This is a genomic window from Mesorhizobium sp. 113-3-3 (genome assembly GCF_016756495.1).
Lineage (GTDB): Bacteria > Pseudomonadota > Alphaproteobacteria > Rhizobiales > Rhizobiaceae > Mesorhizobium.
This window is the reverse complement of record NZ_AP023244.1, coordinates 318356-330244: the sequence shown is the minus strand read 5'-3', so window position 1 is coordinate 330244 and position 11889 is coordinate 318356. Positions and strand designations below refer to the sequence as shown.

4 protein-coding genes are annotated in these 11889 nt (G+C 57.7%); all 4 read right to left on the bottom strand.

Annotated features, from left to right (window positions below):
* Positions 1–141: 141 nt before the first annotated feature.
* The 4 genes from brxL to brxC are packed head-to-tail and all read right to left on the bottom strand — an operon-like array spanning position 142 to position 11889.
* Positions 142–2247, bottom strand: coding sequence for a BREX system Lon protease-like protein BrxL (brxL, locus tag JG746_RS35630; RefSeq protein ID WP_199202189.1), 2106 nt, complete (start codon positions 2245–2247; stop codon positions 142–144).
* 12 nt (positions 2248–2259) lie between these two features.
* Positions 2260–4761, bottom strand: coding sequence for a BREX-1 system phosphatase PglZ type A (pglZ, locus tag JG746_RS35625; RefSeq protein ID WP_199202188.1), 2502 nt, complete (start codon positions 4759–4761; stop codon positions 2260–2262).
* A gap of 4 nt (positions 4762–4765) precedes the next feature.
* Entirely contained in the window at positions 4766–8332 is a 3567-nt protein-coding gene (pglX, locus tag JG746_RS35620; RefSeq protein WP_342216573.1) for a BREX-1 system adenine-specific DNA-methyltransferase PglX, read from the bottom strand.
* On the bottom strand, positions 8332–11889 hold the full coding sequence (brxC, locus tag JG746_RS35615; protein WP_199202187.1) for a BREX system P-loop protein BrxC: 3558 nt from the start codon (positions 11887–11889) through the stop codon (positions 8332–8334). Before brxC ends, pglX begins: the two co-directional genes overlap by 1 nt.

The window sequence follows — 11889 nt, the reverse complement described above, 5'->3', positions numbered from 1 at the left end:
GGATCTGCAATCAGGCGAGCTATTGTGAAGCGGTTTCAGGAGCCGCTTTCACCCGCCATGGTGACGATCATGACGCCTGAAATGCCATCTTCTGCCCTGAGGAACGACCGTGCCCACAGCTTCGCAATCCACTAAATCCGTTCAAGATGGACCGGCAAGCCGATGCTGATCCAAGCTTTGACGGAGGTAGGTGATCTCGAAGGCTTTGACTTGGCGATAGGCCTGCAGCCGATTGGCTAAGCTAAAAGCATCGTTCATCTCAAACTTCTGAAAGATGTCGAGGCCGCGATCGAGGCTGATTTTCCAGCCTGTGTCGCTGGCGATATGGCGCGCGTGTATGGTGTTCGTCCCATCGAACTCCCAGGTAAACTTGATCCCTGCCGCCTCGCCGGCGGTCCCAACGGCAATCAGATTGGACTGCTGCTTGTCAGGATAGGTGTCATCGATACAGGTGATGAGGTGGATCGCGACTTCGTCCTCAGGCGCCTTGCGAACAGCAACCATTTCGACGAACTCCATCACGTTCCGGACCTGATGGAACATGCGGATATACGGGTCAGTGACGACAATCTTCGTGGCCCCCTCTATCCAAGGCCAAAACAAGTCCGCGAAGGTCACGCCTTTTTGGTTCTCAGTGAAAACCTTGTGTCCCTCGCGTGGGTCCGCGGGCTTGGGCGCCGTTACCTCGGCCACAGCCGGAGCGGCAAGCACCGCAGGCGCCCCGGCGGCGTCGGACCCCGGTTTCACCGATGGCCCGGACTCCTCATGCCGAGCGGCGCGCTTGTGGTAGTATTGAGGATGTTCCGTTTCCTCAAGCGTCGTGACGCTTATCTTGCGACCGTCCCGCGCCGTGAAGGAGAAATTGGTTTCTGGGTATGTGCTGTCGATCCGAAACAACTGGTCCTTGACTCTCTTCCGACCCTCCATTGCCAGATGCAACATCTCCTCGACTTCGGTCTCAGTCGCATTGTCCGACGGGAACAGGAGCTTCATCATGCCCGAGAACGTCTTGTTCACCCCGTCGCGGTCGCGCGTCGAGATGTCCGACGACAGGGTGAACAGGCCCTGGTACCGGTTTGAATAATCGTCGTTGCGCATGTGCCTCAAGATCTCGGCAAGGTAGTCGACGACGAACCCATATCCCGATGCGAACATCTCCCCGCGAATGACGTCGATCTCCCAGCCGGGGACATAAGTGTGCAAGCGATCAATGAAAGCCGAGTCGTAATATTTCTCGGGAAGCTCCTCAAACAGATCAGTGTGCTTCAGCATATAGGGAACAGTGTGTTGGGTGTTCCCGACGAAAACCATCGAAGCCTCGGCACCTAGCGTTTCCACCCCGCGAGAGAAACTCTTGTTGGCCATGAAGTTTTTCATGATGTCGACAAGCGCCTTGTCGACCCGCTTCTGGCGACCTGCGAATTCGTCGAAGGCTACCACGTCCCAGTAGCCGACCAAGCCGATCTTGCCCGTGTTGTTGTTGACGAACAGCTTAGGGACGGTGACTTCCCCGCCGGAAATCAGGATTCCGTGGGGCGAGAATTCCGAGAAAATGTGCGACTTGCCCGTCCCCTTGGGGCCGAGCTCAATCAGGTTGTAATTCCGTTCGACGAACGGAACGAGACGCATCAGCTGCAGGAGCTTACTCCGGCGTCCGAACATCTCCGGATCGAAGCCGACGGTCTGGAAAAGCAGATCAATCCATTCGTCGGTAGTGAAGCCGTTTCGCGCCTCGAGATAGCCAGCGTAATCGAACTTAGACAGCTGAATCGGCTTGATGCTGCCAAGGATCCAAGGTGAGACGTTCTTGTCCTCGCTGTGCTCATACTCAACATCGGCGATGCACCAGACGCCACTGACAAGAAGCTTAGGATGAGTTTTCACCGTGCCGGAATCGATGATCACGTTCTTTATGCCGAGATTGGAGAAGGTCGCCTCATAGGCGTCCTTGTCGGTGTTCAGATCGACGCTGATTTTGTCGATCACTTTCCACCGGCCCTTTTCGCGAATATTCGACCGGATCAAGCCCGCCTCGTTGCGGTGCACGTAGTGCTTCCGCAGAATCTCCTTGACGGTCTCAATCCCCGACTGAATCGAGGCCTCGTCATTGGTGGCGCAGTATTGACCCAGCAGGAACTCGAGGACGTAGGAAGGGACGATTGCATTGCCCTTGACCGCCTTGACCAGGTCCTTGCGCACCACGAGTCCGGGGAAGCGATCGTTGATCTTATCGTCTAGCGCGGTCATCGCTCATCCATCTCAAAAATCAAAATCGTTCGAGAAGCTGCGCTTCAGCCTGTAACGAGCCGTACGGTACTCCCGGAAATGGGAGGTCTCGGCGTGACGCTCGTCGAGTTTCAGGATCACATCCTGATCGTTGAACGCGTCGGCCTGGCGAGACAGCAGGAACCGGACCGGGATTTCGCGCTCGCGGGGATTGTCCGAGCGGAAATCGAACACCAACTCGTGGCTGTCAGAAATTAGCTCGCCCGATTGGGCGTAGATGCCGGCCCGAAGCTGGCGTGGCTGGGTTTTCTCAGTCACTGCTGTGGCCTGGTAGAAGCGGACCGAGATCTGGCTCGAGGTGATCATCTGGTTCGAGCTCCCGATAATTTCGACCTCGACCGCCGAGGTGTCGCTCTGACGCTTCTTGTTGATCTTCACCACGGGGACGACGATCTCCTGGAGTGTCGCCCCACCATGCACGAACCGGCTGCCGGAACCCTGCCGGCGCAGCCGGTTAATCGATTTGGGAATCAACATTTCAACCGAGCCCTGAAGGTCGACCTGGATCGGGGTGAAACGCCGCAGGCCGTGGTTGCCCTTCAAGCCGTGCCCCAAGATGAAGCGACGGTCGCGAAAGAGGATTATGTCGCCGTCGACCGTGGCTGAGGAGAAGTCGCTCTCCTCGATCGGCCGGTGCTGATAGATGAAGCCGTGGTCGGCAGTAACGATAATGTTGGCGGCATTGGCACCGTTGAGCTTCTTCACCAGCCTGACGATCTCCTCGATCGCGTCCTCGGCTGCCTCAAAGACGCGATCCTCAGAGACCTGCTTGTCGCCGGTCGCGTCGATCAGGTTATGATAGACGTAGACGACGTCATGGTCGCGAACGAGCGCGCGAGCCTGATCCTTGTCCATCCCCATCAGCTCCTCGGCCTTCAATGCCGTGGTTCGATCGCCTGTCCGCCCGGTTGCTAGGATTTTCTTGCGGTTTTCCAACCCCTGCGAGCTTTGGCCGTTAACAAGAACGGTGGCGGTGTCGTTGTCTGCAATCTGCAGGTCGCCGTTGGGCAGGAGCGAAGCCATGCCGAGCTGGGTATAGCTCGGCAGGCTACCGAACATCGGCTCGATCCCAGCCTCATAGCGGTCGAGACTTCGGATGCGCCCGAGGAGCTCCTCTGCAATCTCGTAGCGTAGCGCGTCGGAGATGATGACGCAGATCTTCTGATCACGCCGACGGAACTCACCGACATGCTCACGATAGAAGGCCCGCTGCGCCTGAATCGGCGCGGCCGACCAAGTGTCAGCCGTATCAACATGCACCTGCCAAGCCTCGTTCAGGCGCAATAGGTAGCTGTTCACGTAGTGGTTCTCGACTTGCTCGAACAGCTCGCGCATCAGCGTCGCCTGTCCCGACTTCTGCATGTGCCAAACGAACTTCCGATAGAGCTGGTCGATCCGGAACCAGCTCTTCGCATACCGCTGCACGCCCTCGGCGAGGCTGGTCATGCCGAGTGTCACCTGCGACATCGCCTGCTGAAACTCAGCGGCGAAGCCGATTGCCTCATAGAGGTCGCGATAGGCGTCATACCAGTGACTCTGCCGGCGTTGGCGGATCCAGTTCAACACATCGGCCTGCGCCACGGTCCGGGCGCTGACCTCATGGACCAGCGCCCGGATGATCGCTCGGTCGACTTCCTCAAAATGGTCGACCTCGATAAGGGTGCGGAAATCGCGTTTGGCCAGATCCTCCGCGACGCTCAGGACGTGGGCATAGCTCGCCGACAGCTTGGCAAACACCTCCGCGGCATTCCGGTTGTTCTTCCAGCGACGGAAAAACACCAAGGCGTCGGATGTCAGGATAGGATCACCGCCGACGGCGCTGCGGTAGCAAGACTTGAAAAGCGTAATCGCGAAGTCACCGACGCTGGGCTTTTGGGCGCGATACCCGAGGACGCGTGCCATCTGATCCCAGAGGAACCCGTCCAACCCGACGCGGCCGATCAGGCGCAGGCTGTCGTCCCGCCCCTCAGCGGTCTCCGCGAGTAGCGCCTCCACCACGGTATCGAACCCGCCCTCTGAACCGACGCAGATGCTGAGCATCCGCAGTCGCAAAGTGGACTTGGTGTCGTCCCCACGGATCACCGTCTTCAGTTTCTCCAGCCGGCGGCCGGAGCGGAAGAATTCCTCATGCTCGCGCACGAGGTCCTCGAACTTGAGCGGCAGTCCAAGATCGCCCAACCAGATCGCAACCTGATCGGCCTTGAACACCCCGTTCGCGAGTTCAACGTCGAGCAGCCAATTGTTGATATCGGCCGGCCGTGCTCCTTCCCGATAGAGCAGGAAACGCTCTTTCGGGGCCTCACGCAGAATCCGATGCTTCACCGCGAATTCCGTATTGGCGACCTCAATCTTCTCGACGCCATCCAGCGTTAGACCTTCAAATGCCTCACGGAATTCGCTAGTCGGATCGTACCAGAAGACGACACGATGCTTATCGAATTGGGCCGCAAGGCCTTTGGTGACCCGATCAGTCATGAGCTCAGTCTTCCGCGTCGTTCAGGCCCTTGATAGGCTTCAAGGCGGCGCCGAACTTGGGATAATTGACCTTCACACCATCATCGAGGTCGATCTCTATCTTTTGTGCCGCCAGTGGGAACAGGACGTCGCGCTCCCAGGCGTCGAGTTCCTCGATTTGCTTGGCTGTGGCCTCGATCTCCTTCAGCGCTTTGGTTTTCTGCGCCGGAGAAGCTTCGCCACTGATACTCAGCGCCTCCTGCGCCCGGCGGTGCGCCTCCAGTTTGGAGCGAAACTCGCGTAGATAGTCGTTTAGCAGCACGCTGGCCGTGTCTGGACGATAGCGGTGCATGTAGATCAGAGCGTTAAACGTGCCCCGCGGGCTCGAGAACAGCCAGTAAATAGGTCGCCTCTTGTAGAGCTTCACATGATCATTGAAGAAGTCGCGGGTGAAATATTTGCGGATATCCTTGCCAAGCGCTTCCTCAATGAAGGTGAGGTTGTCTTGGAAATACTCGTCACCGAAGGTCACTCGTAGGAATTTTCGGAAGCGCGCGGCGATGTCGTCAGTGAACCACTCGCCGTCGAGCACGGGGCTCACGTTGTCGGCGTCGAGCTCGTAACTCGGTGTCGGAACCTTGGCGAGGTAGTCCTCCTGCCCCTCGCCCTGGCTCGCGAGGATCAGGCCGGGCGCATCGAGGCTATAACGACCGAAAATGCAGCCGACGGCATAGGAGACAAACTCTCGCATGGTGTCGCTCAGTAGAAGGGCCTCCAGCGCTGCCTCGCTCTTTTTCCCGCCATAGCGATAGGCCGGATTGCAAGTGAGCGTGATCTCTTCGAGCGGCACCTCGGGCGTCAACTCATCCTGCAGTCCATAGGCGTCGATGAAGATGCGGTTGTTCTCTTCCTCAAGTCGCTGCATTTCTTCGGTTGTTTCCAGCCAATGCGCGCGGAGCTGAGCGTAGGTGTCGGCCAGCGTCGTCTGCCGGTGCTCAGGAGCGAGCAGCGGAAGCAGGGAGAAGTCCCATGAGGTTTCGTAGGCATCCCAGTCGGATTTCGACAGATTAACGATGGTCTTGAGATGTTCTATAGACGTTTCAGCAAACGGAATTCGAGCGATGTCGCCTTGCTCAAAATTCATAGTCTCTGAAAACGCCGATAAAAAGAAAGGAGCTATCTTTGAGTTCAAAAGACCCAGGATTTGTAGCGGATCTCTCTCCACTATAGGGAAAGCTTTCATTCCCGCGTCGCTAAAGATCGATCCTTCAGGCGTGAACCTAGCGCTAAAATCTCCACTGGTTATTTTCCCCCAGGTAACTCCTGGTAAAAAGTATTTAGAGGGGTTTTTTGCGACAAAGTCAGGATTTCCATTTAGATAAGGATACTTACGAACGATATTGTTGCGAATTTCCCTCCCGTCATCCGCCCAATTTACGATAGCAAAGTTATTGCCGTACCATCTGCGATAATTTCCCCCTTTATCCATGGGGAACCACTTTTTGCACGAGGTCAGGGCCTCTGCGCTATCGCGGCAATGAAATCCAATCTTTCTATAGCCCACCTCGCTCCAGTCCCGGACGAACCGGTTGTTGTCAGTGGTTGCTAAGCCTTGGCACGCAACGGCCTTTTCAGAGAAGGCTGAAAATTTCTCAAAGCAGGACTTAGCCCTGTCGCTTAGCCAATATGAGATCGGTGTCGATGGGATTTTCTCGAAGTCTCGAGCACAAGCATAAGAAAGCCGCTCGTTTTTAACCGGAAACTCAAATGGGACCCCGAGGTCATCGGTCTCATAATATCTTACGCAAACAAACAGTCCTTTTGCGTCAGGATTTCGGCCTTTTTGACATACAAATGCAGAGGTGCCGAAATTGATACCCATGCTGGTTCCACCCTTGCCCAGGTACGGCATGTGAACCATCGAGAAAATAGTCGCCTCTCCAAGAAGCTTTGATCGCAAGGTTCTGAAGGTACCGAGAAACATCCAGCTTTCCATGGTCACCATGGCAAGGCTGCCCGCGCTGTCTAGAAGAGAAAATCCCCGCTCTATAAACATTGCAAACGTATCGGATCTGCCTTTCCCCCAGCAGATAGGGAAGGTTTCCTTTCCCCATTTCTTGAGTCCCTCATTCATTCCACTGCTATTCATATAAGGCGGATTGGCTACCACCACATGGTATTTGGGGGCGAGATAGTCCGCCATCCTCAGCACGGCCTGCACGCGAGCATGCACGTCGCGCATGAATAGGTTGCCCTCGAACTGCATATCCGCGATCACTCGCGCGACTTCGGTCATATCCTTCAGCTTCGGTACAATTAGCGAGCCGAAGTTTTTGGCCTCGGCAAATTGCCCTAGTGTCTCGCGGAGATCGGGGGTCAACAGGTCGCTTCCGGCCTGGGTGATGTAGTCGCTCAGCTCCCCGTCCTTGAAGATCACGTTCTCCAGCACGCAGATGTTTGGCTGCGCAGGCCGCCGCAGAAACCGCTTGCGTCGACCGGCCGCCTTCATCACCAGCGCGAAGGCCGCCAGCGCTCCGGCCCGGTCGTCGATCTCGATCCCATAAAGGTTGTGGGTCAGGATCTTTTCCGGGATTTCGGCGGGATCGTATCCTTCCTCCTCGTAGATTGCGCAGAGTAGGTCGAAGGCATAGGTCAGCATGTGCCCCGATCCGCAGGCCGGGTCGCAGATCCTGATCTGCTCGGGGGAGGAAACGCGCAGGAAGTCGTTCTCCGGTTCTTCCGGTGCGATGTAATAGTCCATCTGCGCCGCCAGCTTCGAGTTCGGGCGGTTGAGCATCCATAGGCGGCCTAGCGAATTTTCCACCAGGTAGCGTACGATCCAGTGCGGCGTGAACAACTGGGTGGCGGCGGGAATGTTCTCGGGCGTGATTTTCTTGTTCTTCTTCAGCCCAGCAAACACCTCGTCTTTCTTTTCTGAGATGTAGAACTGATAGAGCCAACCGATGATCTCGACGTCCTGGCAGGCCTCCTCGGTCATCACCGTGCGCAGCTTGGCGAGGATACTGCCCTGCGATAATAGGTCCTCGGGCATCAGCAGTTCAGTGTAGTCGGCAATCGTCTCGAACATGAACGGCATCGCCGCATGCCAATGGTTACAGGTCGCGACCAGGAGCAGGCGATACGCCTCGCCCTGCGGATCGCGTGACGGCGTACGGCTGTCGAGCAATGCGCGAACCTGCTCGGCGACGGCTTCCGGAACTTCGTCCCCGATGGCTCCCGCCATCGCCTCAGACAGGATATCGGGACGCGTCTGCCCATCAGCTGGCGTCACGACTCGAACGGCCGTATAGCGGTTGGCGTCCATGAAACGCAGAGCGGTGAAGCGGTTAAACCAGGTATAGGCGACCCGTTCGATCACCTGATCGCGCGACGTGTCTCCGATCTCATCTGCAAGCTGTTGCACCACCTTGGGTGCCTCGCGCCGTGCCGCGCTGTTGTCAGCCAGCACTTGAGCGAGTTTCGCCAACACCTGGTCGCGCAGCACCCGGCGGGCTTCCTGCGCGAACTTCTTCAGCGGGCCGGTGTCCATTGATTTGCGGGGCGGGGTGCTCATGGGGGTGGTCGCATCCATCAGATCGTGATCCTTTTGCCCGCACGTATTTCCGCGATCAGCGTCTCGCGCAGGACATCGAGGTAGGTGTCCACATCCCGCTCGTCGGCGAGGAATGGCTTGGCGTAGGCGATCCGCAGCGCCGCCGCCGCGATGTATTCAGTGCGACGCGGCATCTGTGCGGCCGCTGGGCTTCCACTGCTCCGGAAGCCTTGCCGCTCTTCGCCAACGCCAACGCCAACGCCAACGGCCTCGTCCGTGAGCTTTGACGTTGGCGTGGTCACCCGACTGAGGAGCGTGGGATAGGCAATCGTCTTGAAGCCGTTCACCCGTTCGCGGATCACCGCAATCAGGTTGCTATTCTCGATCGTCTCAAGGACGCCAGTGAGCCCGGCTTCGATCTCCCGACGAACGGGATCAGCCAGCATGGAGTATTCGGGCAGTGCCTGCAGCTTTTCCCGCAACACCTCCACCTCAGAAAGCGCTGCCTTACGCTCCGCTATGATTCGGGCGTCGACCTCGGCCCTCAGAGAATCGAGCGAGCTCTTAATCTGCTGAATGGCGTTGCCCTTCAGGCAATTCGGATCGTCCAGAACCGCACGGATTGCGCCTGCCATATCATCGCCGCCGTAACCGAAATTCGCGCTCTGGTCGGAGAGGTAGGTCCGCGCGTCATCGTAAATCTTCTTTTGTGATCCGCCCATGAAGCGGCGGGTCGGGTCGAGAATGGTCTCTTTCAGATCGAGCAGACGGTCCTCGTGCCGGCCGAGCTCCTGCACATACCAGGCATAGGGCTTGCCGGTAACCTCGCGCACGGCCTCCTGCATCTGTGTCAGCGCGACGAGGAAGGGATAGCGCGAGGACTGCGCTTCCAGCCCAGCGAGTTCGTTCTTGAGCGCAACGAAGGCCTCCCCCGTTTCAAGTCCCAGTGCCTTTCCCTCAGACCCCGCCGGCTGCAAGTCGAAGAACTCGCCGAAAAACTCCTTGAGCTTGCGCGTCTGCGCAGGTGTGAACTCCACCTGCAACTCCAGCACGATGTTGCCGTGCGCATGGGAGTTCTGAAGTCCGCGATGCAAGGCCTCGCCCTCCAGCGGGCCGCCGTCCTGGCGCGTCTCGATCTTGCCGCGCCCGATCAGGCTGGCGGTCGTGCACAGGATCGACGGGTAGGACCAACCGTAGGGCTTGCGTTCGAACCGTTCGAGGATGGCCTTCACCGTCGTGCGAATGCCGGTGCGGGCGTTGGCCTGGGCGTAGTTCAGAATCTCCTTCTCAGCCTCGGTCAGGTTGGCGTCCCCGCCCCCGAACATGCCGTCGTTGCCCTGCGCCAGGAACTTGCCGATCTCGTTTTCAGAATAGACGACGCCGCGCAGCATCCCGAAATTGACATGGACCTTGTCGACGAGGGTCTGGAACGCACGCTCGATCCTGGCCTGCGGGTCTTCGGACCGGACATCGATCTCCTCGCCACGCACAAATAGACGCGCCTCGGCCAGCAACAATCGAGCCCGGAGCGTAAGATCGCGCTGGCGACTGCTGTTGTGCTCGCCCTTGTCGCGGATGATCCGCTCGATCGTTGGCTGCTGAGCCACCGCGCGGGCCTGCCGTACATATTTGTCCGTCCGCTTGAACATCATGAGGTCGCTGACAAAGCGCGCGTCGGCGTTCAGGACGACCGCGAGCTCATCGCGCGACATGGTGCGCATGGCTATGGCCTCTGCGTTTCCGCTCTGCTCGTGAAACGGTGTGATGACGTTGATCGCGAGTTCGTAGTCGCGGCCCAGAAGCCGATCGTCGAGATAACGGGCGAAGCTGTAATCCTGAGACGAAGCTTCGTGCCGAAGCTTCCGGCTTTTGATGACCCCATCGAAAACGAGGGTCTCCAGCTCCTTGGCGATCTCAGCAGTATCGACCTCGATCGCCTTAATCTCCTGCTCGACATCCTTCTCCTCGTCGGTCAGGTATTCGAACAGGTCGCCGTTGCGCTGAATGTAGGTGTTCTGCTCAAGGAGGCCGAGCGCCTCCTCGACGTTACGTTTGTCCTTGGTCAAATCGACATCGAACCGATCAAGCATCAGGATAGCGATATTGCGCGCCGTCGGCTTAAAGGCCTTGACGTATTTGACGAGGAACAGCGCCTTCAGAACCCGAGTGGCGAACTCGTTGCCGAGGTTCTTTTCTGCAATGAGGACCGATTGCTGGACATTCGACTTGAGCGCCGTGCGGATACCTTCGAACATCTGATCGAAGGTCGCGATGCCGCCGACCGAAATGTCCGCGAGCCTGACCGCGACCTCTTGGAAGACGCCCAACATAGACCGCTCCCCAACCGAGCTGTGCTTTCCCTCAAAGGCGTTGTGCTGTGACAGATTCTGGATCGCCAACTGAAACAGCGGGTACTGGTAGGGAACAAACGGGTAGCTGTGGATGAAGTGATCGCGGTCCCGGAAATTTTCCAGGCGGATCGAACCGTCTGAAAAGTCGAACAGCGTCTTCAGATTGTTGGCTTCACGATGATACAGGTCCGACAAAACCGAGATGCCGGTTTCCGTCTTCTTCAGCAGCCGTTTCTGGATTACCTCCGCCACATCTGCACTGTTGAGCGGCATCCGGTTCGCAAAGCGCGCCTGGATCTTGGAGAAATCGTTCTCCTGCCGCTGGGTCATGTCGCCGATGACTGCGCCCATGTCCTGCTGCGCCGTCACGATGATCCAAGCCCGACCGCGGCATTTGGTGTTGAGGCTTTCTGCGATCGTCTGCAAGTTTGTCATTAGCTTGACGTTGTCGGCGATATACTGGCCGACTTCATCGACGAAGAAATTAAGCCTGAATCCAGGCTTCTGCGCATCGATGTAAGCCTTCACTTTGTCGGCGAAGTCCTCGATCGACGACCGGAAATCCTGCCGGTACCGCGCCAGGATTCCTTGACCTTCCGACGGATCGACGCCAGTCGCTTGGGCATAGGCCTTGGCGACGTTCGCGCCTTCCAGCAGCGCCTGTTCCCGTCCGCGCTCCCAAGCCTTGCCGGCAATGGCCTGGTAAGCCGTTCGGAAAGTCTCGAGAATGCCCCGACTGTCCAGGTCGCGCTCGAACTGGGCGATGTGCGGCTGCTTTCCGTAATAGCCGCACATCTCATCGAAGACCTTCTGAAACACCGAAAGCAGGGCGTCGATCTGGTCCTTGGAAATCACATCGGCCTTCTGATCGATGTTGAACAGGATGCTTGTCGAGGGGATCGCGACTGCCTTGCGCAAGTCGGCCGCCAGGATCTCGTTGTCGGCGCACTTCTGCTTGAACAGCTCGTAGGCCGGCGTTCCATGCACGTCCCTGTTCTCAAGGAGGAGCGCTAGCATCTTCAGCAGATGCGATTTACCCGATCCGAAAAATCCCGAAATCCAGACGCCGTTAGCCTTCTCATAATGATTGTAGGCATCGAGAAATTGCTCGAGCTGGCGCTCGATCTCGTTGGTGATGACATATTCCTCGAGCTCGACCCGCAGGCTCGCCTCGTCGTCGGCCTTGATGACCCCCTCGATCGCACGATCGACAGGTTTCTCGAAAATATCGCGAAGTTTGGCCAT